19 protein-coding genes, 1 tRNA gene and 1 riboswitch are annotated in these 25,000 nt (G+C 39.2%); of the genes, 11 read left to right on the top strand and 9 right to left on the bottom strand.

All coding sequences use genetic code 11. The annotated features are described in order from the left end of the window. Window positions 1-3,480, bottom strand: coding sequence for an HNH endonuclease (locus tag EWM59_RS15490; protein WP_130022142.1), 3,480 nt, complete (start codon window positions 3,478-3,480; stop codon window positions 1-3). A 451-nt stretch (window positions 3,481-3,931) separates the two neighbouring features. Here EWM59_RS15490 and EWM59_RS15485 point away from each other — a divergent pair, with 451 nt between their 5' ends. The 4 genes from EWM59_RS15485 (at window position 3,932) to EWM59_RS15470 (ending at window position 7,110) form a co-directional block, all read left to right on the top strand. Then, entirely contained in the window at window positions 3,932-5,584 is a 1,653-nt protein-coding gene (locus EWM59_RS15485; RefSeq protein WP_130022141.1) for a M20/M25/M40 family metallo-hydrolase, read from the top strand. 35 nt (window positions 5,585-5,619) lie between these two features. Beyond that, window positions 5,620-6,444 (top strand): aminotransferase class IV, encoded by an 825-nt coding sequence (locus EWM59_RS15480; RefSeq protein ID WP_130022140.1) that lies wholly within the window; start codon window positions 5,620-5,622, stop codon window positions 6,442-6,444. A gap of 74 nt (window positions 6,445-6,518) precedes the next feature. Next, a tRNA-Gln gene (locus EWM59_RS15475) sits at window positions 6,519-6,589 on the top strand. Window positions 6,590-6,741: 152 nt separating this feature from the next. Next, on the top strand, window positions 6,742-7,110 hold the full coding sequence (locus EWM59_RS15470) for a single stranded DNA-binding domain-containing protein (RefSeq protein WP_130022139.1): 369 nt from the start codon (window positions 6,742-6,744) through the stop codon (window positions 7,108-7,110). Between the two features lie 133 nt (window positions 7,111-7,243). Here EWM59_RS15470 and EWM59_RS15465 read toward each other — a convergent pair whose 3' ends face one another. The 5 genes from EWM59_RS15465 to EWM59_RS15445 all read right to left on the bottom strand — a co-directional run bounded on the left by EWM59_RS15465 (window position 7,244) and on the right by EWM59_RS15445 (window position 14,691). Then, window positions 7,244-8,167: a helix-turn-helix domain-containing protein gene (locus EWM59_RS15465; RefSeq protein ID WP_130022138.1), complete on the bottom strand. Its 924-nt coding sequence runs from the start codon at window positions 8,165-8,167 to the stop codon at window positions 7,244-7,246. Window positions 8,168-8,479: 312 nt separating this feature from the next. Next, window positions 8,480-9,643 carry an acyl-CoA dehydrogenase gene (locus EWM59_RS15460; RefSeq protein WP_130022137.1) on the bottom strand — a complete coding sequence of 388 codons (1,164 nt, stop codon included), beginning with the start codon at window positions 9,641-9,643 and terminating at the stop codon, window positions 8,480-8,482. A gap of 150 nt (window positions 9,644-9,793) precedes the next feature. After that, window positions 9,794-10,738 carry an N-acetylornithine carbamoyltransferase gene (locus EWM59_RS15455; RefSeq protein WP_130022136.1) on the bottom strand — a complete coding sequence of 315 codons (945 nt, stop codon included), beginning with the start codon at window positions 10,736-10,738 and terminating at the stop codon, window positions 9,794-9,796. Window positions 10,739-10,883: 145 nt separating this feature from the next. Continuing rightward, a complete protein-coding gene (locus EWM59_RS15450) occupies window positions 10,884-12,215 on the bottom strand; it encodes an APC family permease (protein ID WP_130022134.1) in 1,332 nt (443 codons plus the stop codon). Between the two features lie 277 nt (window positions 12,216-12,492). After that, a complete protein-coding gene (locus tag EWM59_RS15445; RefSeq protein ID WP_130022132.1) occupies window positions 12,493-14,691 on the bottom strand; it encodes a TonB-dependent receptor in 2,199 nt (732 codons plus the stop codon). 114 nt (window positions 14,692-14,805) lie between these two features. Further along, a riboswitch (TPP riboswitch) is annotated at window positions 14,806-14,903 on the bottom strand. A 152-nt stretch (window positions 14,904-15,055) separates the two neighbouring features. Here EWM59_RS15445 and EWM59_RS15440 point away from each other — a divergent pair. Genes EWM59_RS15440 through EWM59_RS15430 form a run of 3 tightly spaced genes read left to right on the top strand, consistent with a single transcriptional unit; the run spans window position 15,056 to window position 16,330 of the window. Next, window positions 15,056-15,352, top strand: a complete 297-nt coding sequence (locus tag EWM59_RS15440; RefSeq protein WP_130022130.1) for a muconolactone Delta-isomerase family protein — start codon at window positions 15,056-15,058, stop codon at window positions 15,350-15,352. Window positions 15,353-15,410: 58 nt separating this feature from the next. Further along, on the top strand, window positions 15,411-15,839 hold the full coding sequence (locus EWM59_RS15435; RefSeq protein ID WP_130022128.1) for a barstar family protein: 429 nt from the start codon (window positions 15,411-15,413) through the stop codon (window positions 15,837-15,839). Continuing rightward, the gene (locus tag EWM59_RS15430; protein WP_130022126.1) at window positions 15,836-16,330 is read left to right on the top strand and encodes a GNAT family N-acetyltransferase; all 495 of its coding nucleotides are present in this window, start codon (window positions 15,836-15,838) and stop codon (window positions 16,328-16,330) included. The genes EWM59_RS15435 and EWM59_RS15430 overlap by 4 nt, the downstream gene beginning before the upstream one ends. Here the strand turns inward: EWM59_RS15430 and EWM59_RS15425 are convergent, their stop codons facing one another. Together EWM59_RS15425 and EWM59_RS15420 are read right to left on the bottom strand one after the other, a co-directional pair. Next, the gene (locus EWM59_RS15425; protein ID WP_130022124.1) at window positions 16,331-17,806 is read right to left on the bottom strand and encodes an aldehyde dehydrogenase family protein; all 1,476 of its coding nucleotides are present in this window, start codon (window positions 17,804-17,806) and stop codon (window positions 16,331-16,333) included. An 8-nt stretch (window positions 17,807-17,814) separates the two neighbouring features. Next, window positions 17,815-18,867: an alcohol dehydrogenase catalytic domain-containing protein gene (locus tag EWM59_RS15420; protein WP_130022122.1), complete on the bottom strand. Its 1,053-nt coding sequence runs from the start codon at window positions 18,865-18,867 to the stop codon at window positions 17,815-17,817. A 299-nt stretch (window positions 18,868-19,166) separates the two neighbouring features. Here EWM59_RS15420 and EWM59_RS15415 point away from each other — a divergent pair, with 299 nt between their 5' ends. From EWM59_RS15415 to EWM59_RS15400, 4 genes are all read left to right on the top strand, one after another. After that, window positions 19,167-20,822 carry an amino acid permease gene (locus tag EWM59_RS15415; protein WP_130022120.1) on the top strand — a complete coding sequence of 552 codons (1,656 nt, stop codon included), beginning with the start codon at window positions 19,167-19,169 and terminating at the stop codon, window positions 20,820-20,822. A 3-nt stretch (window positions 20,823-20,825) separates the two neighbouring features. After that, on the top strand, window positions 20,826-21,224 hold the full coding sequence (locus EWM59_RS15410) for an NUDIX hydrolase (RefSeq protein ID WP_130022118.1): 399 nt from the start codon (window positions 20,826-20,828) through the stop codon (window positions 21,222-21,224). Between the two features lie 31 nt (window positions 21,225-21,255). After that, window positions 21,256-22,698: an APC family permease gene (locus tag EWM59_RS15405; protein ID WP_130022116.1), complete on the top strand. Its 1,443-nt coding sequence runs from the start codon at window positions 21,256-21,258 to the stop codon at window positions 22,696-22,698. A 61-nt stretch (window positions 22,699-22,759) separates the two neighbouring features. Then, window positions 22,760-23,347: a 3'-5' exonuclease gene (locus EWM59_RS15400; RefSeq protein WP_130022114.1), complete on the top strand. Its 588-nt coding sequence runs from the start codon at window positions 22,760-22,762 to the stop codon at window positions 23,345-23,347. A gap of 131 nt (window positions 23,348-23,478) precedes the next feature. Here EWM59_RS15400 and EWM59_RS15395 read toward each other — a convergent pair whose 3' ends face one another. After that, window positions 23,479-24,945, bottom strand: a complete 1,467-nt coding sequence (locus EWM59_RS15395) for a tagaturonate reductase (protein WP_130022112.1) — start codon at window positions 24,943-24,945, stop codon at window positions 23,479-23,481. Between the last annotated feature and the right edge of the window lie 55 nt (window positions 24,946-25,000).

The raw sequence follows: 25,000 nt of genomic DNA, 5'->3' as shown, positions 1-25,000 counted from the left end.
TTAATCGCAAATTCCTTTACTACGAAATTCTGGCAATTTATCCTTAAGACCTGCTTGTACAATTGCTTTCCCTCCAATATGATCAAATTCTGAATTTATAGAATGAGGAACTAATAACATATGCTTTCCATCCTCATGGTGGTGCCAAGTATAAGTTATCTGTGAACCGTCTGAGTCAATAATAATTGGTATATAATTTTTATGACTTGGAACTGGTATATTCCTTTTAGTTAATTCTTCAGTCAGCTTTTCATAAGCATTCTTATAATCTGCATTACTCCTATCATTATTCATGGTTATTTCAACAGCAGCTTCAAAACCTCCAATATTAGGAATAAAAGGTGAAAAGTCTGGAAAACCAAAACAGTTATAAACTACTTTTAAACCATCTCCGAACTTTTTCTTTATTTTATCAATGTCATCTAAATGATCTATTGATTTTCTTCCCCAATTCTTGTACTTTTCAAGTAAAGTGTTCCATAACTTGCAATTATTACAACCTCGTATAAAAGTAAACCATTCTGATGCTTTTGTAAATTTACTAACACTTCCCGCTATAGCTTTTATTGCTTCTTTACATCCACTAGGAGAAGCTAAACGTCCTCCGCTACCACCTGTTACGCATTCTTGCCAAACCTCAATTGTTCCTACTTTACGGCCTTGTCCACCTGTTCCTAATTCATCAAACTCTACATTTCCTATTGTTCTTACTTTCTTCCAAGTTGCTGGATTTATTTCCGTTGACTTTGTAAATTTAAATACACCACCTACCCACTCTCCTAATAATTGTCCAGTGGATGATAAGTATTTTGCTGTTTGTTTAGTTACGCCTTTTGCTACCCTTCCACCCGTATTCATAACAGCTCTGGATATTTTTGCAGGAACCTCTGCAACTTGGTCTATTACCTTGATGGCTCCTCCAAGTTTAGCTGCTGTTAAAGCCATTTTTGTCCCTTTCATGGCAATACCTCCCGGATTAATCAGGAATCCGGATACAAATTCTCCTGCAATTCTCCCTTGTAAATAATCACATTCATTAGGAAAAGCATAACTTCCTGTACATGTAAACAAGCCTACATAATTACTAAACTGTTTCTTTGCACCTTCCCAGAGTTGTCTTCTATTTTCACTTTGCCATAAACCTAGAATCATTTTCATTGGAGCTGCAAATTGATCCATAGCTTTGCGGCAAGAAGGATTTTTAGGGGCAGAACTTGGGTTACTAACTATGGCAGTTATACAACTAAAAAGATTAGCCGTAGATTCCACCTGACTTTTAATGTCATTGTAAAATCCGTCAATTACTCCACAAGCAAATGCTGTAGTACTTGGGAAAACATATTGTCTATCTGCCCACACACAAACCGGTATTAACCCACATTGTCCCGGTGCAATAATACCATCAGAACTACCACAATAATAAACAACTTCATTATGCCCCTTATCACAAATGCCATTGACAATTGGTTGCCAAATTTTTGCTTCTAAGCTCCCAGCTTTGGCTTTAATCACTTGAACTTTATCTGCTAAAGCAGCAGATTCTTCTTTGGTTCTTTGATTAGCCATCCTACCTCCTGCAGTTGACAGATAATCATCTATAGCTGCTATTTCAGCATCTAGTTCAACTAGTATGGCATTAATCTGGGTCTGATTGTAATCAATGTCCTCAACTATTTCTTTTCTAAACTCTTTAAGTTTCGATAATAACTCTCTAATCGCATCCTTATCTTCTTCTGAATCAGTAAATTGGTTTCCCCAAAGTCGCAAATCATCTAATACATCCCCTATTCCTTCAAAAAATGCTTTAGCTTCAGCTATGGCATTATCAACATCTAAAATACCTTTCCATTCATTATCATATTCAGTTATTATCTTTCCTCCAGCGAGCTGATAACATTCATTGATTACTGCATTTTCTAACAATACAGAAACTTTACTAATAGCTATATTATTTATCAACCTAAATTCAATATAGCCTTTCCCATTCCATCCTCCCGCACCACCATTTGTTATCTCTGTTACAACTACCGTATAATCAGCTACAGTAAATTTATCTCCTGAAGCAAGATTGATGCCTGCTGCTGTGGTAGAAGGAACTTCAATATTTCCTGGTGCAGTACCGCAAGTTGGTACCTGATCATATACTTTACAAGGGATGGCATTAATATCTACTTTAGCAGTGCAAGTATTCTCCGGTCTGAGTTTTAGACTTAATATGGCTACATATTCTCCTATTTTATCAATGCTTAGGGTAGGGGCATTTGGCGCATCTACCATTGGGTTACCATTCAGCATCCATTGAATATTGTATGGGGTTAAATTGGCAGTTGTACCATTCAGGTTTTCAATTTTGAGTGTGAGAGGGTTAAAACCTCCACCTGTTTTACGAGGCAGGCTATAAACTTCCTGATTATTTGCAGGGTTAGTGGCCTTTATGTAAATATCACAATTGGCAGGAATCACCTCTGTAGTGGCTGTTACGCTACATCCTCCTGCACTGGCTGCTGTTGTAATGGTTACTGTATAGATACCCCCCATACTTGCCTCAAAATTGGTGCGGGTTGTTGTACGGGTATTAGCTGTATAACTATTGGGGCCTGTCCAGGCATAGGTTGCTCCGGCTATATCAGTGGCGGTTAATACCAGTGGGTTGCCTTCTGGTGTAGGGCTATCATTAGTTGCTTTTACTGTAGCGGGTATAGCAGGCTGTACTGTATATTCTTTGATAACAGATTTATATCCATTGTTGTTGATAATACGCACATAATAAGTACCTGGGCCCGTTACAGTAAGCGTATTCTGCGTAGTTTCGTTGAATATACCCGGCTTATCGTCAAATATATTCGGCATTGAGCTATGGTTTTCTCTCCAGTCTTTTTGAGAGATCGGATCTGTTTTAATAGTAAACCATTGATAGTTCCAGACTGTCTCACCTGAATTAGCAGGTGCACCTCTTGCTGTTAAAGTTAATGTTTGAGTAGAACAAGCAGCAGTACCTCCGGTTACAATTGGTGTAAGAGAGCCATTGAGGTCTACTTTTACCATTACCCAGTCCTGGTTTACTGTATAGTCGCCCACACACATGGCCTGATAGATTCCAGGGCCCTGGCGGGTAAGTGTTGGCATACTGGTCGTAGGATTTTGCACTACTTCTAAGCCTGCTTTCCAGATGACACGCCCATACTCACATCCTGAGGCCGTAAGAGTTACGAACTCGGTAGCGGCAACTTTTAAGCTACTGGCACTTACGGTCAGCACAGTTGGTGTAATGCTTCTTGGGATAGAAGAAATGTAAGTAGATATAGGCATCGGTTGCAACTGGCTTTCAGCTACGTAAGCATCCGGCACCTGCCAGGCTATTTCTGCATCTAATGAGTTTATTTCATCTTTCAGGATAACCCCCGTTCGGCTGAATATACATTCAGTCGTAGTGTCAGCCGTTCTCTGAACGGCATTTTGTCGTCTGGTTTTAATCCGCAATAAAATTATAGCTGATGTATCAGCCTTTTTTTTGCGGCAATTATACAAAACTAATTATTTTGAATGTTATTTTGTCGTTCAGAGAACAGATGATACAGCGACTGAATGTATATTCAGCCGAACAAGGGGTGATAGCATTATAAACCAAACGGCATAGTAGTTCCTATGAAATATTATATGCCTGATTTTAAATTTGGAAACTGTGAGGTATCGATAGTTTGGCGAAGATTCTTCTGTGTTTACTTATCCAGAGTTCTGCCCATTCATCTGTTAGAACTACTGGTAACAATAGTTGAATCTATTGGTAAACCCTCAAGGCACTTTTTAATAAGATTCTCTTTCCTCTCAATTACGAAGTGTTACCACTTTTCCACCCCTCCAACTCAACGCTAACCATTTTTTCCCTATCTTAGCGGAAAAGTTTTTCAACAAACAATACCTGCCGAAAATAATGAAACGAACGTTTTTGCTTTTGCTTACTCTTTTGCCATTACTGGCTTGCGCCCAGAAATCATTAAATCCTGATGTGCAGGCTGCCATTAATCAGATTGATACGAATCGTATAAAAGCCCATGTAGTGTATCTGGCCGACGACAAACTGAAAGGCAGACAGCCCGGTAAAGAGGGTTTTATGATGGCGGTAGATTATGTGCAGAAACAATATAAAGAAATAGGTTTACAACCTGCCGGAGAAAATGGTACCTATCTGCAAAAAGTAACGCTCAGAAAAAGCAAACTGAATAAAGATAATACTTCGTTGGTACTGACTTTACCCAACGGCGATAAAAAGCCGCTGTCGTTAGGTATTGATTACTATGTATATCCTCACCCCGAAAAAAAATCAGTTGATTTTGATGTGCCTTTAGCTTTTGTAGGTACAGGCTTTGATGCCCCTAAAATCAATATTCAGGATTATAAAGACCTGGATGTAAAAGGTAAAATAGTGATTATCCTCCGCAAAGTGCCTGATAATCTATCGGCGAATGTCAAATTACATTTACAATATCCGGCTACTTTGCAGGAATATGCCGCTAAAAACGGGGCTATTGGGGTGTTGGTTTGTAATTATACCACCAATACTGTTCAGTTTAAGGCCATCTCTAACAATATGTCGGTCAATGGTATTGGTGCTTCTATTCTGCCCGATGGAAAAAGGGCCAGTTCGGCCTCTGCTTTTGGCGGAAAAATTCAGGCAGCAGGGGGTATTTCAGTGGCTCTATTAAAAGAATTGATGCAGGCTGAGGGTGAAGACCTGGAAACTATCTGGAAAGCAGTAGAAACAGGCAAGTATGTGAGTAAAACCTTGAAAAGCGCCATCAGCGGTCATTATGAGTCGATTTTTGAAGATATTGAAAGCTATAATGTTATCGGTAAAATTGAAGGCTCAGACGCTAAACTGAAAAACGAATTTGTGATTCACTCGGCTCACCTCGACCACGTGGGTATTGGCAGACCTGTCAATGGAGATTCTATTTATAACGGTGCCCACGATAATGCCTCGGGTGTGGCTTGTGCTTTAGAGATTGCCCATGCTTACTCGAAACTTGCGACGAAGCCTAAACGCTCAATCGTATTTGCCATGATGACGGCCGAAGAATTAGGTTTGTTAGGTTCAGGTTATTTTGCGGCTTTACCAACGCTGCCCAAAGATAAAATTGTAGCGGATATTAATACCGATATGCCTACCATTCTGGCTCCATTAGAGTCTGTGGCTCCCTTAGGAGCCGAGCATAGCAGTTTATTGAAAGTAGTAGAAGAGGCCGCAAGCTATGTAGGGCTGAATGTAGAACCTGACCCTGACCCAACCGAAGGACGTTTTGTAAGAAGCGACCAGTATAATTTTGTAAAAGCGGGTATTCCGGCATTACATATTAAATACGGCTACAAAAAAACAACTATCGAGAAAGACCTTGCGGCCAAAGTAAAAGTGTGGAGAGAAGCCAACTATCATAAACCGTCTGACGAAGTAAACGATACCTTTGTGTGGTCGGCCGGGAAGAAATATGCACAGGTAAATTTTCTGGTAAGTTATCTGGTTGCACAGAACCCTGAAAGACCTACCTGGAATAAAGGAGATTTTTTTGAGACAACTCTAAGAAAATGATATTTTTGCATAGGCAAATAAATTAAAACAATCTAATGGCTCATCACTGCTACTTTAATGGCAAAATCGGCTCGGTAGAGCAAGCCAGTGTGTATATTACTGACCTTGGGCTACTACGTGGCTATGGTCTTTTCGATTATTTCCGTACCTATAACGGCCGTCCGTTTCAATGGGACTGGTACTGGGAAAGGTACGAACGCTCGGCAAGGCTTTTGAGATTACCTAATCCGATTCAGAAAGGGGAAGCCTATAAAGTAGTAATGCAACTGATAGAAAAATCAGGTCTTGGTGATTGTGCCATTCGTTTTATACTGACGGGAGGTTATTCAGCAGATAGTGTGTCGAGTACCAGCCCGAATTTATTAATTATCAGCGAAGACATACATCCGGTAAAACCGGAAGAATATCTTACAGGTATAAAAGTAATTGCATATGATTTTGTAAGAGATTTGCCGGAGGTAAAAAGTACCGATTACAAGCATTTCATGATTTTGCAGCAGGATATTAAAGCGGCAAAGGCATCTGATGTACTGTTCCACAAAAATGGATATATCAGCGAATTGAGCCGTAGTAATGTATTTATATTTAAAGGTGATACATTGATAACGCCTGATACCGATATTCTGAAAGGTATTACACGCCGCACGACTTTAGCCTTAGCAGAAGGGCACTTCAAAATTGAGGAAAGAGGCATTACATTCACCGAATTATTAGAGGCTGACGAGGTATTTACTACAAGTACTACCAAACGGGTATTGCCAATTACCAGAGTTGATGACCATGTTTTGGGCTCAGGGAAAATAGGAGAGAAAACACAGTTTTTATTGGACCTGATTAACGAGAAAGTAAAAAATTGGTAAAATTTTAGTTTTTTTCTTTGGCAGACTTGCTTCATTAAGGAGAAAATACTAATTTTGCACTCACATTTCAGGATTGACCCATAGTATAAGGGTAGTACAACAGATTTTGGTTCTGTATGTCTAGGTTCGAATCCTAGTGGGTCAACAACAAAAAGAGGTAGTTATTTGATAATCAAGTAATTACCTCTTTTGCTTTTATGCCTTGCAGAATGTTTGCAACAAAGGCACTAACAAAAAGGCTGACAGCGTTTAAAATTCAGGTGAGTTATACATTTCTCCATCTTTAACATATTACCAATGAAAAAATTACTTTTAGTAGCCTTACTTAGTTGTTTGGTAAGTGCCGCTTATTCGCAGACTGATACATTAACTACCGATAAAGTAGCCGCTTATGTTGATAAACAAGTAGTAGTAAAAGGGGTAGTGGCAGGTGCGAGACGTTTTGAGACAGGCGAGCGGGCTCCGCTTTTATTGATAAACTTAGATGAGGCTTATCCTAATACTCCTTTGACGGTTGTTTTATATAAAGAAGTATTAGAAAAAGCTACCATAAACGAGCAGGAACTAACAGGCAAGAAAGTAGTAGCCAGCGGCAAAATAAGTGTTTACAGAGGCCGTAATCAGTTAGTGATAGAGAAATTGGAGGATTTGAAGATTGGGAATTAGTGAACTGTATCACGATTTTTCAAATCGTTATTTCATATAATCGGATAAATAAAACGATTTGAAAAATCGTGATACAATAAAACAACAAAGCCACTGCTATTGCTAACAGTGGCTTTTATATTTCTATTCAATTTTAACCAATCATTAAAGACTCTCTGCGTCTCATTTTACCTGCCGGAATACCGAACATCATTTTGAAACGACGACAGAAATAGGCGGTATCTTTATAGCCTACTTCATGGCCGATGGCACGGATACTTTTCTTAGAAGTACGCAACAGGGTTACTGCCGCTTCCATACGCTGATACTCAATATAATCCTGTGGATTAATGCCTGTCAGCATTTTAAAGTACTGCCCAACATAATCTTCCGATACGTTAGCCACATTAGCCAGTTGTTTGTTCGACAAATCTCCGGCAAGGCTGTTTTTAATATAAGTAAAGATGTCTATCAGACGAGGGTCTTTGAAATAAGTGCTATTGGTTGCCAATTGCTCTACAAACATTCTGTGTTTTAAGATATGGCGCACAATCTCAATTACTATTTCTTCTGTTTTATTTCTGATTACCCGGCCACGACCCACTTCATCTGAAAAATCTTCTTTCAGAATATCATGAATCAACTGGCCTAATTTTGAGTGCTGTTTGATAAAAAACGGCGGAATATCCAAAGAAGTAAAGAAGTTAACTGAATCGAAAACTTTTGCTTCAAAAGCTATTAAACCAAATGAATTAGGCACTCTGCCTACATTCGATGAATCGCTCATGGTTTCCCAGTAACTCTCACGACGGGTCATGAATTCTTCAAATGAGATATTTTTGGGCTCTCCTGCACCATAAGTAATGGTAGCAGCTTTGCCGCCGGGTATAAAAAGTAAATCGCCGGGTTGTACACGTTCATCGTTACCCGCTAACTTCACATCACCGTCGTAGAGGATAAGAATGGTGTTTTCAACGTCATAAACGTTTTTAATCTTAACCGTTTGCAAAATTCTTATGTGGCGTGCTTTAGCAAATTTTACACCCAGAGATTCGATAATCTTATTGTAATCTTCCATTTGATAGGAGCATTTTCGTGATAGCTTAGAATTCTAAACGCAATGTATTAACTAATATTGGACAAAACTAATATTTTCTCGTTTTTTTTTGAACAAATAAAATATAAAAGATGTTCCTTTAATCATATTTTTTTACAAAAATCAGACCATTTTTCTCAAAAAAGTATAATTTAATTTGTATGTATGTACATGAATTTTTTTGGATTTTTAAGTAAAATTCCAATATTTTACCCCTATTTTACACAAAAAAAGGCTCAAAAAGAGCCTTTTTTTATCCTATGAATTATATGTTTTGTGCTACTGCATAGTGCGTTATTTTAGCATTTCACGGGCAATTACCAGTTTTTGTATTTCAGAAGTGCCCTCATATATCTGTGTAATCTTGGCATCACGCATTAAACGCTCTACATGATACTCCTTTACATAGCCGTAACCCCCATGAATCTGTACGGCTTCGGTAGTAGCCCACATAGCCACTTCAGATGCAAATAGCTTGGCCATAGCAGCGGCCTGTACAAAATCTTTATGCTCATCTTTCAGGCGGGCAGCTTTATATACCAGTAAACGGGCAGCTTCAATCTTGGTTGCCATTTCGGCCAGTTTAAACTGAATGGCCTGATGCTCACTAATACTTTTACCAAAAGCTTTGCGTTCTTTAGAATATTTCAGAGCCAGTTCATAAGCTCCGGCGGCTATTCCTAAAGCCTGAGCGGCAATACCTATTCTGCCTCCGTTCAGGGTTGTCATGGCAAACTTAAAGCCGAATCCATCTTCTCCTATTCTGTTTTCTTTAGGTACTTTTACATCAGTAAACATCAATGAGTGTGTATCTGATGAACGGATGCCCATCTTATCCTCTTTTTTTCCAACCACAAATCCATCCCATCCTTTTTCTACAATCAGGCAGTTGATGCCCTTATGTTTCAATTCAACATTGGTTTGTGCCACTACTAATGAAACCGATGAGGTGCCACCGTTTGTAATCCAGTTTTTGGTGCCATTCAGCAAGTAATGGTCTCCTTTATCAAACGCTGTGGTACGTTGCGAGGTAGCATCAGAACCGGCTTCCGGTTCTGATAAACAAAATGAACCGATTATTTCTCCACTTGCTAAACGTGTCAGATATTTTTGTTTTTGCTCTTCAGTACCAAAAGTTTCTAATCCCCAGCAAACCAAAGAATTATTGACCGACATTACGACGGAAGCTGAAGCATCTACTTTCGAGATTTCTTCCATAGCCAATACATAAGACACTGTATCCATGCCGCCACCACCATACTCAGGCGATACCATCATGCCTAAAAAACCCAGTTCTCCCATTTTTTTTACCTCTTCCTTCGGGAATTTTGAGTGGGTATCACGCTCGATTGCTGTAGGTAGAAGTTCAGTCTGGGCAAATTCACGGGCGGCTTCTTTTACCGCCAAATGTTCTTCTGTTAAATTAAAATTAAGACCTTCTATTGATGAAACTGCCATAGGCTTATAGAATTTGATTGATGGTTTGTGATAGATTTAACAAATATAAATAAAAGGAAAATAGTATGCAAGCATACTATAGTGTAGCTAATGAAGAATTATATCAGTTGATGAATTTTTTTGTTGTACTTAACTTATGGTGGTATAGACCTATAATTCTTTCAGAATATGCTTTAAAACGGCTTGTGCCGACCATTGTCTGTTAGCTGCCTGCTGAATCACTACCGATTGATTGTCAAGTACCCAGTCGGTTACTTTCAGATTTCTGCGTACAGGTAAGCAGTGCATAAACAAACCATTATTAGTCAATGCCATTTTCTCCTGCGTAATCATCCATGATGGGTCTTGTGTCAATACCTGACCGTAGCTGGTATAAGAAGACCAGTTTTTGCCATATACAAAATCAGCGCCTTTCAGGGCTTCATTCTGGTCATATATTATCGGGGCATTGCCTGCAAACTCCGGAGCTAATTCATAGCCTTGCGGGTGGGTAATCACAAACTCATAGTCTGTCTGGTTCACCCATTCACAGAATGAGTTTGCTACGGCTTGGGGTAGTGGTTTAAAATGGGGCAACCAGGTTAGCACTACTTTAGGTCGTTCTACTTTTTTACACTCTTCAATGGTAATCAAATCTGCCAGCGATTGGCAAGGATGCCGTGTAGCCGATTCAAGGTTTACAATAGGTACACCGGCATATTGTCTGAATTTCTCCATGACAATCTCCCGATAATCTGCGGCACGGTCTTGTAGTCCGGCAAATGCTCTTACGGCTATTATATTACAATAGCTGCCTATTACAGCAGCGGCTTCTTTTACATGTTCGGCCTTATCGCCATTCATTATTACGCCATCTTCCATTTCCAACTGCCAGCTATCCTGCCCCACATTCATAATCATCACGTTCATACCCAGATTTTCGGCAGCTTTTTGTGTGCTCAGGCGGGTTCTTAAACTCTGATTGAAGAAAATTAAGCCTATGGTTTTGTTTTTTCCTAAAGCTTGCTCGGCGAAAGGTGCTTTTTTCTGACGGATTCCCTCATTCACTAATTCCTGAACATTCTCAACATCTTTCAGCGAAATAAAATTTCTCATTTTTCTTTGGTAATAATCGGATAAACGCAATTAATGAATCAGTAACCTAATTCCTGAATGATTCTGAGTGATGTCAGAAAACCATGTTTGCACATTGCAGGAAATTTGCCACAAATATGGTTATTTGAAAAATAATTACAAGAGGCTATTGATTTAATTTTTTAGTCAATAAAAACAAAGGATAGCTGATAATCAGGAAGATTAGCGCATAAATACTACTTTCAATGTCCTGATAAACAGCGCCAATCAGAAATAAAAGAGAAATAACAATTAAAAACCACGGAATAAAAGGATAACCTATGACTTTATAGGGTCTTGGCAGTTCGGGTTCTTTTTTCCGCAGCATAATTAAACTGGCGAATCCGGCAATGTAGCACATCACAAAAAAGAAAACCGCAATATCCGAAAGTTTCTCACAGGTATCTTTTCCGCTCAGAATTAACAAGATAGAACAAATACCTGTCAGCGGCATGGCAATAGCGGGTGTGCCACCGCTATTTACTTTTTGTGCGGCTTTAAAGAATAGTCCGTCACGGCTCATCGAATAAATAACCCGGGGCGAGAACATAATTTGGGCATTCAGAATCCCAAAAATAGACAGCGTAAGAAAAAATGTAACAACTGTAGCCGATTTCTCGCCAAATATTAACTTAATAGCATCTGAAGCAGCCAATTTAGAAGTAGCAAGCACATCTATTGGCATAATATAAAGTATAGCGATATTAACCAGCAGATAAATAGCAATGATTACCAATACCCCACTAATCATTGATTTTGGTAGGTTTTTGGCCGGGTCAGTATTTTCTTCTGAAAAATAAGCTGCAGTATGCCAGCCATCAAAAGTGTAGAATACTGATTGTAGCGAAAAGATTAATAATGCCAATGATACCGGAGTTTTTACTCTTTCGGTAGTAGCCACCAATTCCTGAGTTTTAATATCTCCGCCATATAAAAAACAGATAATTACAAAAGCAAACAGGCCAATGGCTTTAAAAAAAGAAAGAATTTCCTGAGAACGTCCTGCTGATTTAGTACCCAACCAGTGAAACGACATTAATAAAATCAGGATACCTATAGCCATATATCTGATGAAAGACTCTGTATCAGGTAGCATCAGAGCTATAAATTCGCTCATGGTATAAGCACCGAATCCAAGAGCGGCTACTGTGCCCATCCAACTGGTAATACCCGTAATAAAACCTACGTAGTCGCCAAAAGCCCTGCGGGCATATATATACCACGCACCTGCTTTGGGTACAGATACCCCCAACTCAATGGCACACAAAACGCCTAAAAAAGCATAGATGCTTACCAATACCCAAACCAGCATAATAAGCGTAGGTTCTCCGAGGTTTGCTGCAATAGGGCCGGGTTTACGTAAAATACCAGTACCGATTGTTCCGCCAATAGTTACTGCAATACCAAAACCAACGCCAAGAAGTTTGAGAAGTTCACCTTTGTTTTTTTCAGGAGCCATGCTTTCGTTTATTAATTTTAACGAATATAGCAATTAATCAGAAAAATGAAATAAATAGAAGAAAAACAAGAATTAGCTTTTCTGAAATACCGGGCAGAACTCATAATAGGATAGCACGTAAATCAGTATAAGTCAATTCATTATGTCTGAAAGGTTTTAAAGCTAAAACGTAAAAAAAAATTTGTTTATTTTGATATGGCTCAAAAAAAATAATCTCAAACTTTAAAGAGATAAGGAGTAAAATAAGAAAGCATTTACTTTACCCCTTATATTGATTTTAGAGTCTGACTTTTACGGCTACCAGAAAATTAGTACCTGCCTGTGGGTAGTAAAAATTTTCGGTAATTATCTGTCTGTCATAGATATAACTATAGGTATAGCCATTCGATTCGTATAAATGATTCAGAATGTTGTTGGCTAATACACTAAAAGTAATTTCTTTCACAATTTTCGGATTAATAGTATAGTTGGCCCGTAAATCATTAACAAAAAAGGCATTCAGGCTACGGTTGTCGTTAGCCGTATTATCCATATACTGTTTACCTACATATTTGGGCAACCAGGCAAATTCAAGGTTTTTTGCCGGAGAATATGACAATTGTCCGCCTGCAATGATATTCGGCGAGAAAGAAATATCTGTTTTTGTAAACTGATTTACTTTATCGGCTTCACCATCATAATTCACAATGGTTTCAGTAAAATTCTTAATCTTATTCTGGCTGAAAGTAGCATTGGCATTTAAACGCCATTTAGTGGCAAATTTCCAGTTAGCAACCAATTCTATCCCTGTTCTATAACTTTTGGGTACATTTACACGAATGGCTTCACCTACACCATTTACCTGTCCCGTCAGTACCAACTGGTTTTTGTAGTTCATATAATAGAAGTTAGCATCAAAACTTATGGTTTGATTAGCCCAGCGATACCCGGCTTCTAAATCTTCCAGATGTTCAGGTTCAGGTACTTTTACATTATCTATAAAATCAGTACGGTTAGGTTCTTTATTACCCACGGCATAAGAAGCGTAGAAAGAAGCCTGATTGTTTAACTGGTAATTCATGCCCAGTTTAGGATTAAAGAACTGGAATGAAGTATTACGGGTAATGTTCTGTAATTTATCGGCCGTTCCATTCATGTCATAATCTACTTTACGGTATTGCACATCTCCAAACAGATTAAATTTATCTGTTAGCTGATAAAACAATTTTCCGAAAATATTGAAATCGGTCTTTTCAGAATAGCTCTTATACCAGCGATAATCATTAGAAGGAGTCATGGCAAATTTAGTCCAGATTACCTCCCCAAAGTGGTCTCCTTCGTATCTGTTCCATGCACCACCGATATTGGCTGTTAACTTTTTATTGTTTTGATAATCAAGCGAATAAGTAATGCCATAAAAGTGATTATCCAACCATTTTCTGCGTACCAAATCAGTGCTTGTAATGGTATCTCCGCCAATCGTTACATTCGGCAACTTATAGGCTGACAGGTCAGCACCCTCTTTGAATTCTTCATAATAGCCTTTTCCTTTGGTATAATGCAAAGTCGGATTGAATGTCCAATGGTCGCTTAGTTTAAAAGAAGAAATTAATTGATAGTGGTCTTGCTGGTAGTTATCAACCTGATTAGGATAAGTAAAGGCGTTGTATGTGCGGTCGATTTTCAGTAAGTATTCCGGTAATCCATTCCATGACTGATAAGTGCGTTCTTTGCCCGAAAAAACATTGAATCTAACAAAGTTACTCTTATTGTAGTACCCGGCAGACACATAAAAAGATTTTAGGTCAGAACTGGCTCTGTCCACATATCCATCAGAGACTAATTTTGACAGACGGGCGTCTATCACAAAATGATTATTCAGTAAGCCTGTACTTGCCAGTATATTGGCTTTCATGGTATTAAAAGACCCGTAAGACAGGTTGGTTTCACCAAAGGCTTCACTTTCGTATCCCAAAGTACTGATATTCAGACTGGCGCCGAAAGCACCTGAGCCATTAGTAGAGGTACCGACCCCTCGCTGTACCTGAATACTTTGTACACTTGAAGCAAAATCGGGCATATTAACCCAGAATGTGCCCTGAGATTCAGAGTCATTATAAGGAATACCATTCAGCGTAACATTGATACGGGTAGGGTCTGAACCACGAATACGGATACCTGTATAACCAACGCCTGCCCCTGCATCAGAGCTTACCACCACCGATGGTAGTTGATTCAGTAAAAAAGGCAGGTCTTGCCCAAGATTTTGCTTTTTAATATCCCGCTGATACACATTGGTAAAGGCCATACCGGTTTTTTCATTGGCACGAGTGGACTTTACGACTACCTCGTTTAACTCTTTGATTCTGGTAGAATCGTCCTGTGCAAAGGCAACCGGGAAAAGACCCAAAAACAAGATAAGAACCGGAACGGTTTTTCTAAGAGATTGTGATTGATTGAAAAGAATGCTTAGAACATTTTTTGTTAATTTTTTCATTACATGACGAAAATTTTAACAAGGCAAAGGAGTAAAATCTTGTGAACCTCTAAAGGCTCTTTAGTGAAACAAAATTTTAATTGGAATTTTTAAACAGTGCTATAGCTGCGCATACTATAGTCCTGTTCTCTCTCCCTTCGACAGAATTACCTGTATCAGGTTCGATGGGTATAATCTCAGCCCGTTATATTAAGGCACCCCTTTTGAGATAAGTTTTGCAAAGAAAACGTTTTTTCAGGAAAACTTGTTTATATTAGTGAGAGAAATTTATAACCTGTTGAAAACATGGCTAATTGAGGCCAAAAAGTTGAAATTCAGTATGGTATAGATTTTGTGCATTGTTTTATTAAAATTAGGAGAGATTATGACTCAATTTATGGTGGAATTTGATTTACCAGTTCCTTTTCCGGAGGGGTTCATTGCTAAAATTCCCTATCAACGAATTGCTGTAAATCAATTGTTAGAAGAGGGAAAAATGTATTCGTACGCACTATCGTCTGACAGAAGCAGACTTTGGTGTATTATAAATGCGCAAGACGAATTAGAAGTAATGGATATTATTGCCGAATTTCCGTTGATTGATTATATGCGCCCAAACATTACAGAGTTGATGTTTAATAATTCTGTAGTGATGAAAGTGCCTACTTTCTCATTAAATTAAATCTACGTGGCCTACCCAAAGGCCACGTAATATATATCATTTCTGCCTGCCCAAGCCCATGCCTAACTTTCTTGTTGTAAAAAACTTAGCCTTACCAGACGATTACTCAATCATTGAATTAGATGGTCATAAAATACTCACATTGAGAGGTTTTTATGAAGAAATAGGGGAAGCTCTCGCTTTTCCTGAAGAATTTGGTTTCACTATTGAATCGCTTGACGAAATGTTAAGCAATTTATCATGGCTCGAAGATGAAAAAATTGTAGTCTATATTTCGCCATCTGAACATTTTATAGAGAAAGAACGTAATCCTGAAAAAATAGGTACCTTACTTAATCTTCTGGATGCCATCTGCGAAGACTGGCGTTGGGATGATGACAATGAAGATTTGCCGAAAAAAGAACTCATCTTTGCTTTTGCCGATAGTGCCCGTATCAGAGAATTGTTAGATAAGCAGGAAATCAGCTACCGAAAAGACGCCAAATGAACTTTTTTCTTAGAAGATGGCAGTCGGGCGATGAACAATCATTGGTCGAAAATGCTAATAACTACAAAATATGGAAAAACCTGAAAGATGTGTTTCCGCACCCTTATACCATTACTGATGCGTATGAATGGGTAAATATTGCCTCGGGTTCGGCAGAGAGTTTTGCCATAGAAGTAGAGAACAAAGCTGTGGGCGGTATTGGCATTTTATTGAAAGATGATATTTACCGCAAAAACGCCGAGATAGGCTACTGGTTAGGGGAGCCTTACTGGGGTAATAAAATTATTTCAACTGCCATTGTTGATGTAGTGAACTATACCTTTGCAAACTACGATATTTATCGCATTTATGCGGGCGTTTTTGAATATAATATTCCCTCGATGCGAGTCCTTGAAAAAGCAGGTTTTGAAAAAGAGGCTATTCTGAAAGAATCGCTTACCAAAGAAGGAAAACTCTACGACGAACATATTTATGCTAAGTATCGTGAGTAATCAAACCCCCTCTATTTTAATATGCTTGGTTTCAAGGTATTCAAAAACTGCATTTCTTGATAGTTCTACGCCAAATCCTGAGTCTTTCCAGCCAGCATAGGGGGCATAGTTAGTATTTACAGCCCCGTTATTAATACATACTGTTCCGGCTTCTAATTGCTCACCCAATAGCATACTGGTTTTAAAGTCTTTTGTAAAGGCGTATGCTACTAAGCCATAATTGGTCTTATTGGCTTTCTCAATAGCCTCATCTACTGTTTCAAAAGTCTCCACAGGTACTATACACCCAAAGGTTTCTTCCTGCATTACTTTCATGGCAGCATGGCAATTATCTAAAATAGTAGGCAGAAAATAAAACCCTTTTTGATAAACCTCTCCTTCTGGTGCTCTGCCTCCTGTAACCAATGAAGCGCCCTTGCTGATGGCATCTTCTACATGTAGCTTCGAGGTCAGTACGCCATCTGCTGTGGCCATTGGCCCTAAATCTACTGAACCATCGCTTACCCCATCACCAATAGTAAGTTTTTCAGCCTGTTTTTTTAGTTCAGCCACAAATTCTTGATGTTTGGATACATGCACATATACCCGATTGACACTACTGCACGACTGCCCCATGTTTCTGAATCCTTTATAAGCTATTACCGTAGCCGCATTTTGTATGTCGGCATCTTCACAAACAATGGCAGGGCACTGGCCACCTAATTCTAAAGATATTTTCTTTAAATAAGGTACTACTGTTTGCATGAGTTTTTTACCTGTTTCAGTAGAGCCTGTCATGGCAACTTTTTTTACCAGAGGGTGTTTCGCCAGATTATCTCCTACCACTGCCCCCTGACCTGTCAGCACGCTGATAACTTTAGCCGGAATGCCGCCTTCTACCAAAGCCATACAAAATGCCATTGGGGATAGAGGGGTAACGGTTGTAGGTTTCACTACTACCGAACAACCTACTGCCAGCGCAGGACCTAATTTCCAGGATAATAAAGATACAGGATAGTTCCAGGGAGTAATTAGAGCACATACCCCAACCGGATAATATTTCACCATCGAGAAAACTCCTGCTTTTTCAGTCTGATTTACATACCCTTCTACTCTTACCCCCTCTGAAGCGAAATAATCTAATGTATCGCAAGAACCGATAATCTCTGATTTAGACTGATTGAAAGGCTTACCTTGCTCTAAAGCCATCAGCATACCTATCCGGTCAGCTTGGGTGCGTACATAGGCCGTTGCTTTTTTAATAATACTCTCGCGCTGATAGGCTGTCAGTTTTGACCATTCTTTAAAACCCGTCTGTGCGGTTTCTACAGCTTTATTTACATCTGCTACGGTTGCACGGGCAATTGTAGCAACGGCTTCACCATTAGCCGGAGAATAAATGGTAATGGTTGACTCGTCTGCTGCCGGAGTAGATTCACCGTCAATAAAAAGTCCCCATGTACGCCCTTTTACCTCTGCTATTAAATCAGTATTCATATCAGGTTTTACAGATTAGGTTTAATACTTACTTTCAGAGCCTCACCCGATTCCATCAATGTAAATGATTCGGTGATTCTGTCTAATGGAAGAGTATGGGTAACAATCTTATCAGCCGGAAAACTCTTCTTTTGTACCAAAGCAGTAGCCGCCTGAAAATCACTCATTTTTTCAGAGTAGGAGCCACTAATACGTAGTTCTTTGTAATGCAGGTGGTTAGTATTCAGCGTAGCAAATGGGTTCGATTTAGGTAATCCACCGAAAAATTCAACCCTGCCTGCTTTTCCGGCTATTTCCAGCGCATCGGTCTGAGCCTGGGCTACACTCACGGCTACAATCACTACATCATAACCTAAACCCTCTGTCAGTTCAAGCGCCTTTTCTAAATGTCCATTTTCTTTCTCTACCTTTACCACATGGTCAATGTCAAATTGCGTTGCTTTTTCCAGACGGGTTTGCATCACATCATACACATCTACCTGCTGTGCCCCCTGAAAACGGGAAACTAAAGCGTGCATCACGCCAATGGGGCCGGCACCTATAATGGCTACTTTATCTTTTAGTCCAACCTCTAACCGACCTCGTCCGTGGGCATTAATCACACAACCCAAAGGCTCGGCAAGACTCAGGTACTCTGACGGCATCTCTTCATTTACTTTAAACAGTTGTTTCCGGCGAACAGCCTTTGCCGGAACTTTCATATAAGGCGCAAAAGCTCCATCTACATGGTATGCCATGGTTGTGCGGCTCTGGCATAAATTCTCTCGACCTGCTTTGCAATAGCGACATTCTCCGCACGATAAAACAATGTACATCAGCACTCTGTCACCTACTTTTATAGCTTTTTCGGTACTTCTCGACTCTACCACTCTGCCACAAAACTCATGGCCTAAAATACGGGGAGGCGTGATTTTTTTATCTCCATGCCGATAGGTGCGTAGGTCAGTACCACATACATTACAGGCTTCTATTTCAAGCAATACTTCCCCTTCTTCTAAGGTTGGCATGTTTACTTCTTCTACCAGTATTTCTTCTTTTCCACGATAAACCGCTGCTTTCACTTTTCTTATTTTTATAAAATTTATTAATCCCAAAATTTCAACTTGTCTATACAAGTTGTACCTGCAAAGGTAGCTACACAAGAAAGCATAGACAAGTTTTTTCAGAATAAAATTTCAACAAAATGCTTTATTAAAATAGGATAATCTGAAAAAAGGCGAATAAAAATACACTTCATTCGATAAAAATTTTGCTTTTCATAGAATAGTATTATCTTTTTTTCGATAGTTTTGGAAAATATACCATAACAAACTTATCAGGCATATTCAAATATGCTAAAACCCTAAATAGCTACACACCCATGAGTAATTCACTTTTTCGGAGGAAAGACGTCAAAAAAGCAATAGAAGAATCAAAAAAAGGAGACGACGGACACTCATTGTCCCGTATTCTTGGCGTAAGAGACCTGACCACTCTTGGAATTGCTGCCATTATCGGTGCCGGAATATTCAGTACTATTGGTCTGGCGAGTTTCAATGGTGGCCCTGCGGTATCACTTCTGTTTGTGTTTGTGGCAATTGCCTGCGTTTTCACAGCCTTGAGTTACGCACAGTTTGCCTCTATGGTTCCTGTGAGCGGTAGTGCTTATACTTATGCGTATGTATCATTTGGTGAGGTTTTGGCATGGATTATCGGCTGGGCATTAATCCTGGAATATGCCGTATCAAATATGGTGGTAGCCATTTCATGGTCGAGTTATTTCATTGGAATGCTTGAAGGTTTTGGTATTCATTTTCCTATGTGGTTAGCAATAGATTATACTTCTGCCAAAGAGGCTTACGAAATTGTTCAGGCAGGAGGAACTGATATTGCACTTAACACTAAAACATTGGCCAAAGCTTTTGCAGATGCTCCCGATTTAGGTTTTATCAAATTGATTTTCAATCTTCCTGCCGGATTAGTTACCGTATTGATTACTTCCTTGTGTTATATTGGTATCAAAGAATCACGCAATGCGAGTAATATATTGGTAGCCCTTAAATTAGGGGTGATTCTGTTGGTAATCATAGTGGGTGTGTTTTATGTGAAACCTGCCAACTGGTCGCCTTTTGCACCTAATGGGGTAAATGGAGTATTGAGTGGTGTAGCTTCGGTTTTCTTTGCCTTTATTGGTTTTGACTCTATTTCAACGACTGCCGAAGAGGCCAAAAATCCACAGCGGGATTTACCAAGAGCCATGTTATTGTGCTTATTAATCTGTACGGTATTATATGTACTCATTACAACAGTCCTGACCGGAATGGTTAATTATACAGAGTTGAATGTAGCTGACCCTTTGGCTTATGTATTCCAGAAAGTAGGCTTTGATTTTGTAGCAGGGGTTATTTCAGTGAGTGCCGTAGTAGCTATTACCAGTGCCTTATTAGCTTATCAGATTGGGCAACCTCGTATCTGGATGACGATGAGCCGTGATGGCTTATTGGGCAAAAAATTTGGAGAGATTCACCCTAAATTTAAAACCCCAAGTTTTGCTACTATTGTTACAGGTGTATTGGTAGCTGTTCCGTCTCTTTTCTTTAAAATGAGTTTCTTTGTTGACCTTACCAGTGTGGGTACTTTCTTTGCTTTTATATTGGTTTGTGCAGGTGTTTTGGTTCTGGATACGAAAGGAATGAGTAAAGATGCCAAATTCAAGATTCCTTATGTCAATGCTAAATATTTTGCAGTGCCTTTGTTGTTAGTGGCTTTATATCTGACCTACAGAGAGGGAGATGTAATGAAACATATGGAAGAAAGACCTTTACTTTTTGTCTTCTGGCTTGTATGGCTTTATCTTGCTGCTATGAGTTTTAAATATAACTTCTCTTTATTGCCTGTATTGGGGATACTCACTAATCTTTATCTGATGACCGAATTAGGCTGGTCAAACTGGCGTATGTTTATTATCTGGATGGTTATCGGTCTGGTAATATATTTTGCTTATGGCTATCAAAATAGTAAATTAGCAAAGAAATAGTATATGTTCTGGATAGATAAATTAGCCTGGATAAGAATTGAGGATAGAAAGATTTTAAGCACACGGAGTAAAGGCAAGGACACCTATTATTTTCCGGGTGGAAAAAGAGAACCATACGAAAGTGATGAAGAAGCATTGCTGCGTGAAATAAAAGAAGAGCTAACAGTAGATTTAGTACCTGATTCGTTGCAGTTTTTTGGTAGATTTGAAGCACAAGCCCACGGGCATACCGAGGGAGTTACCGTTGTAATGACATGCTATCTGGCAGATTATCAGGGAGAATTAAAACCCGATGCCGAAATTGAAGAATTAGCATGGCTGACCTATGCAGACAAAGAAAAAAGCTCTGCTGTTGACCAACTAATTTTTGACCATCTGAAAAATCTTAATTTCATCGATTAACCTAATCAATTAAACCTAACCTCTAATCAAATTGGCAAATTTTAAGAAAGAAATCCGCTTATACGATGCTGTGATGCTCGTGTCAGGGTCAATGATTGGCTCTGGAATCTTCATTGTTAGTGCTGATGTTGCCCGACAGGTCGGCTCTTCCGGTTGGTTATTGGCTTCCTGGTTATTGGCCGGTGTCTTGACTATGGTAGGCGCACTCTGTTATGGCGAATTAACTGCTATGTTTCCACATGCCGGAGGGCAATATGTATTCCTGCAAAAAGCCTATGGCAAACTCACAGGTTTTCTCTATGGATGGTCATTTTTTGCGGTAATTCAAACAGGTACTATTGCTGCTGTTGCCGTAGCTTTTGCTAAATATTCAGGCGTACTTTTCCCTGATTTTATCAGCGATAAACACGAATTTTTTGTGCTTGGCGATACCTCTTTTAAACTTACTTCTCAACGTTTATTGGCCATTGTCAGTATAATTATCCTGACTTATGCCAATACGAGGGGCGTAAAAGAGGGAAAAACTATTCAGAATATTTTCAGTACAACCAAATTAGCGGCCATTGCCTTGCTCATTATCTTAGGCTTTATCTTAGGAGCTAATGCTGACGTAATATCTCAGAATTTTTCTAATATGTTTGAGGCTTCGAGCATTAAAGAGGTGAATGGCGAGTGGGTGATTACGGCTATCAGCGGTTTTGCCATTGTGCTTGCCTTAGGCGTAACACAGGTAGGTACTTTGTTTTCGAGCGATTCGTGGAATGGATTAACATTTGCTGGTGATGAAGTAGTTGAGCCTAAAAAAACTATTCCAAGAGGGCTGGCTATCGGAACACTGGTTGTAACGGTTTTATATATCTTAATGAATATTGCTTATCTGTGTATATTACCTTTAAAAGGCTCACCGGATGGCGCAGATGTTTTCAGCAGAGGGATTCAGTTTGCCAGTGAAGACAGAGTAGCGGCTGCTGCTGCCCATCTGATTGGCGGACAAACGCTAACGGTTGTAGTAGCCATGCTCATTATGATTTCTACTTTTGGCTGTAACAACGGTTTGATTCTTTCGGGTGCAAGGGTTTATTATACCATGGCAAAAGATGGATTGTTTTTCAAAAATTTCGGAAAATTATCTGACCGTGGCGTACCTAAAAATGCACTCTGGTGGCAATGTTTCTGGGCATCTTTCTTATGCCTGACGGGTAAATATGGTGATTTGTTAGATTACCTGATGGGCATTGTAATCCTGTTCTATGCCTTTACTATTTATGGAATATTCATTTTACGTCGCAGAATGCCTGAGGCTGAACGTCCGATAAAAGCACCGGGGTATCCGGTTATTCCGATGTTGTATGTGATTATAGCCTCTATTATTGTTTTAATATTAGTAAAAGAAAAACCACAATTCACTTATCCGGGCTTAGGTATTGTAGCCATCGGTATCCCGGTCTATTTCTGGTTTAGCCGACAAAAATAAAACTTTGTTATTTCGTACAAACGCTCTTCCTTTGTAAAGAAAGAGCGTTTTTTTATTAGTCATGAGAAAGATTCTGTTTTTTGATACCGAAACTACGGGATTACCCAATAATTACAATGCCCCCATCACAGCAGTTCAGAACTGGCCACGAATGGTACAACTGGCATTTTTAGTATTTCGTGAAGATGGTTCATTAGATACTAAACATAATTATATCATCAAACCCGAGGGCTATGTGATTCCGGCAGATGCTACCCGTATTCACCGCATTACTACCCAACAGGCATTGACAGAAGGGCATGATTTAACTCAGGTACTTACCCTTTTTCAACAGGCAGTAAGTGAGTCTGCTATCTTGATTGGACACAATGTTGAATTTGACAAAGCCATTGCCGGAGCAGAATGTATCAGAAAAAAGATAGATACAAAGGCTTTATTAGCTACCCGCAGCTTTTGCACCATGAAGGATAAAAATATAGTTAATTTCTGTAAAATCCCGGGTAAGTATGGTTTCAAGTGGCCGACTTTGGAAGAACTGCATTTCAGACTCTTTAAAGAACAAATAAAAGAAGCTCACGATGCAAGCATTGATATCGAGTCAACAGCTAAATGTTTTTTTGAATTATTGAAGAGGCGAGTGGTGAAGTAATAGTAGGTCTACAAAAACATTTTAGCCACAATAATCACGATGTTACACAAAGTTTCACAATTGTATACCATTGTGTTTTAATCGTGTACATTGTGGCTAATATTCACTAATCAAAATAAAATCATCCAATTTTAAGCATACACATTCAAGGCAGAAGCTACTTCTCTTACGCCTATCATCATCATATTAGACAAGTGAGTACTTACATTACCCGCAAAGCCTGAAAGCTGGGTTAAATCGCTTCCCCAAAGCTCTTTATTGGCTAATACTTCCTGTACTACCTCATCGGCTGAGTGATTCTGCCATACCTGATAAAAATAAGGGGCTGCATCACACTGAATCGGATAAAACTCTCCCCCTCGTTGACCAAAATACTTACCATTCTCTTCTTTCACGGCACGCATAAAGAGCAAGTAAGCCGCAAAGCCACGGGCAAAATATTGTGGAACTGTATTAAACTCTTTATAATAATTCAACAATAATGGAATATTCCGCATACGCATCTTCATGGTATATTGTAAGGTAATGCTTATCCATTGATGCTCTAAGTAAGGGTTACGGAATCGGTCTAATACCTCTCTGCCATAACGCTGACAAACTTTTGCCTGTATTTTATACGGAATTGCCGGAACAATCTCGGTCGTCATCAGAATCGTAATAAACTTCTCTGTCAGTTCGTCGGCTAAGGCTTCTTTTACAGTCTCAAAACCTGATAAATAAGCCATACCACACATCAGGGTATGTGTACCATTGAGCATACGTAATTTTAGCTCTCGATACTGCTCAATATTTTTTTCTATTTTTACTCCCGGGTCTGCTTCAGCGAAAGATAAAGTTTCTTTTACTTTTTCATCGCCTTCGATAGCCCATAACCTATATACTTCAGCAATAGTTAGCAGGTCGTCTTTGTATCCTAATTTCGCATCTAATTCTTTCAGGCTGTCTCCCTTAGGTTTACCCGGCACAATTCTGTCCACCAGCGAATTACAGAAACTGTTTTCTTTGTTAACCCACTCTACGAATTTATCAGGCAGTTGGTTGAAAGCACATAATTGCAGAACAATCTCTTTCAGTTTATCTCCATTGCCTACTATCAACTCGGTCGGAATAATCACCGCACCCGGAAGCCCTGCCTGAAATCTTTCATATAACCACGTAGTGAGTTTAGCCGGAAAAGAAGCCGGAGGAGTCTGGCTGATGCTTTCTTCTACATATTGAAGCCCTACTTCGGTAGTATTGGAAATAACTATGCTGATAGCCGGATTTTTAGCGGTTGACAGAATCTCAGCCCATTGGCTTTGTGCTGACAGTACCCGGCTAATAGCCGCAGAAATGATATTTTCTTCTTTAGCAACGCCTTTATCGATACCTCTTACACAGATGGTGTAAAGATTATCCTGCTCGGCAAAAGCATCTGCTCCGCCCGAATCAGTCGATTTAACAACCACAATTCTACCATTAAATATGCCCTCTTTATTGGCTTTGTCGATAAAATAATCACACAAGCCACGAAGCAAAACACCTGTACCAAATTGTAAGACTTTTTCGGGAAGTTGCGTTAAAGAAGGGTCAGAGAGTAAAGATTGATTAAGTTTCATTAAAGGTTAAACGTAAAATAGATTGAATAGAACAAAAATAGAAAATCGTCTATCT

The sequence above is a fragment of the Emticicia agri genome (assembly GCF_004168285.1).
In the GTDB taxonomy this organism is placed as follows: Bacteria; Bacteroidota; Bacteroidia; order Cytophagales; family Spirosomataceae; genus Emticicia; species Emticicia agri.
The sequence above is the reverse complement of the archived record's forward strand: the minus strand, read 5'-3'. Positions and strand labels throughout refer to the sequence as shown.

Excerpts from the sequence above, each read along its gene's own strand:
- EWM59_RS15400 (WP_130022114.1), top strand. The coding sequence starts at position 22,760 with ATGAGAAAGATTCTGTTTTTTGATACCGAAACTACGGGATTACCCAAT.
- EWM59_RS15410 (WP_130022118.1), top strand. The coding sequence starts at position 20,826 with ATGTTCTGGATAGATAAATTAGCCTGGATAAGAATTGAGGATAGAAAG.
- EWM59_RS15485 (WP_130022141.1), top strand. The coding sequence starts at position 3,932 with ATGAAACGAACGTTTTTGCTTTTGCTTACTCTTTTGCCATTACTGGCT.
- EWM59_RS15415 (WP_130022120.1), top strand. The coding sequence starts at position 19,167 with ATGAGTAATTCACTTTTTCGGAGGAAAGACGTCAAAAAAGCAATAGAA.
- EWM59_RS15455 (WP_130022136.1), bottom strand. The coding sequence starts at position 10,738 with ATGAGAAATTTTATTTCGCTGAAAGATGTTGAGAATGTTCAGGAATTA.
- EWM59_RS15425 (WP_130022124.1), bottom strand. The coding sequence starts at position 17,806 with ATGAATACTGATTTAATAGCAGAGGTAAAAGGGCGTACATGGGGACTT.
- EWM59_RS15450 (WP_130022134.1), bottom strand. The coding sequence starts at position 12,215 with ATGGCTCCTGAAAAAAACAAAGGTGAACTTCTCAAACTTCTTGGCGTT.
- EWM59_RS15480 (WP_130022140.1), top strand. The coding sequence starts at position 5,620 with ATGGCTCATCACTGCTACTTTAATGGCAAAATCGGCTCGGTAGAGCAA.
- EWM59_RS15440 (WP_130022130.1), top strand. The coding sequence starts at position 15,056 with ATGACTCAATTTATGGTGGAATTTGATTTACCAGTTCCTTTTCCGGAG.
- EWM59_RS15470 (WP_130022139.1), top strand. The coding sequence starts at position 6,742 with ATGAAAAAATTACTTTTAGTAGCCTTACTTAGTTGTTTGGTAAGTGCC.
- EWM59_RS15435 (WP_130022128.1), top strand. The coding sequence starts at position 15,411 with ATGCCTAACTTTCTTGTTGTAAAAAACTTAGCCTTACCAGACGATTAC.
- EWM59_RS15460 (WP_130022137.1), bottom strand. The coding sequence starts at position 9,643 with ATGGCAGTTTCATCAATAGAAGGTCTTAATTTTAATTTAACAGAAGAA.
- EWM59_RS15395 (WP_130022112.1), bottom strand. The coding sequence starts at position 24,945 with ATGAAACTTAATCAATCTTTACTCTCTGACCCTTCTTTAACGCAACTT.
- EWM59_RS15465 (WP_130022138.1), bottom strand. The coding sequence starts at position 8,167 with ATGGAAGATTACAATAAGATTATCGAATCTCTGGGTGTAAAATTTGCT.
- EWM59_RS15430 (WP_130022126.1), top strand. The coding sequence starts at position 15,836 with ATGAACTTTTTTCTTAGAAGATGGCAGTCGGGCGATGAACAATCATTG.
- EWM59_RS15445 (WP_130022132.1), bottom strand. The coding sequence starts at position 14,691 with ATGAAAAAATTAACAAAAAATGTTCTAAGCATTCTTTTCAATCAATCA.